The 1,417-nt window shown below is 69.2% G+C and carries 1 protein-coding gene; it reads left to right on the forward strand.

Annotation, left to right across the window (positions count from 1 at the left end):
- Positions 1–56 precede the first annotated feature (56 nt).
- The gene (locus tag ABZ192_RS42980; protein ID WP_356929893.1) at positions 57–1,292 is read left to right on the forward strand and encodes an IS701 family transposase; all 1,236 of its coding nucleotides are present in this window, start codon (positions 57–59) and stop codon (positions 1,290–1,292) included.
- The last annotated feature ends 125 nt before the right edge of the window (positions 1,293–1,417 follow it).

Consider the following 1,417-nt stretch of genomic DNA (forward strand, 5'->3'; position numbering starts at 1 on the left):
CCTAGTAGTGCTTCGTTACGTTGGGTGATATCGCCTGGGTGGGCATCCTCTCGGGTATGAGGTTGGGGGAGGTGGAACGACTCCGGGGCGAGTTGGCGGAGTTCGTTGCCGATGTGTTCGGGTCGTTGCCGCGGCGGGATCAGCGGCGGTGGGGCGAGTGTTACCTGCGGGGTCTGATGCTTGACGGTCGGCGGAAATCGATCCAGCCGATGGCCGAGCGTCTGCCGGACGGGAACATGCAGGCCCTGCAGCAGTTCGTGAACCAGTCGCCGTGGGATCCGCTGCCGGTCAGGCGGCGGATCGCCGAACGGCTGTCCGAGGCGATCACGCCCGAGGTGTGGGTGGTCGACGATGTGTCGTTCCCCAAGTGCGGCACCGCGTCGGTAGGGGTGGCCCGTCAGTACTGCGGGGCGGTCGGGAAGCGGGCGAACTGCCAGGTCGCGGTCAGTGTCCATGCCGCCACCGACACTGCGTCCTGCCCGTTGAACTGGGAGTTGTATCTGCCGCGCGAGTGGACGGACGAACCGGACCGCTGCCGCAGGGCAGCAGTCCCCGACGGCGTCGTCCACCAGGAGAAGTGGCGTCTGGCGCTCGGCCTGCTCGACACACTCGCCGCCTGGCAGTTGAAGGCGCCGGTCGTGGTCGCCGACGCCGGCTACGGCGTCAGCACCCCGTTCCGGCTCGGCCTCGAGGAGCGAGGGCTGTCCTATGTTCTCGCCCTGACCGGGAAGGAAGTCGCCCACCCGGAGGAGGTCGAGCCGCACCAGCCCGCTTACGGCGGGCTCGGTCCGCCCACGCTGCCCCGTTACCGCACCCCACCGCGAGGCGTCGCCGTCCTTGCTGTCGAGGCCGGTGCCGGCCGGTTCACCGAGGTGACCTGGCGCCGCGGCAGCAAGGGCGCGATGACCTCACGGTTCGCGGTGCTGACAGTGCGGCCCGCGGGCAAGCAGGCCCTGACCGCAGCCCAGGAGGCGGGCGGCGGCCGCAACCGGTGGGACGGCGTCCTGCCCACCCGGACCCTCCTGGTCGAATGGCCGGACGGCCAGGACGCTCCGAGGGACTACTGGATATCGAACCTGCCTGCCACCACACCGGTCGCTGACCTGGTGCGGTGGGCCAAGATGCGCTGGCGCATCGAGCACGACTACCGCGAACTCAAGCACGGGCTGGGACTGGACCACTTCGAGGGCCGCACCTGGCGCGGCTGGCACCACCACGTCACCCTCGTCACCGCCGCCCAGGCCTTCCTCACCCTGCGGCGGCTCGACCCAAAAGCCCAGATGCCGGCCTGACCCTCTACCAGGTCCTCGACATGCTCCAGGACCTGCTGAGGTGCTGGACCGGCACCTGCACCACCTGCGGACGACCCCTCACCACCAGCAGAACCAGAGCCAGAACCTAACGAAGCACTACTAGG

This window comes from Streptomyces sp. NPDC006235, from assembly GCF_040613735.1.
Taxonomy (GTDB): Bacteria; Actinomycetota; Actinomycetes; order Streptomycetales; family Streptomycetaceae; genus Streptomyces.

Coding starts and splice junctions, on each gene's coding strand:
- ABZ192_RS42980 (WP_356929893.1), top strand. CDS start 57: ATGAGGTTGGGGGAGGTGGAACGACTCCGGGGCGAGTTGGCGGAGTTC.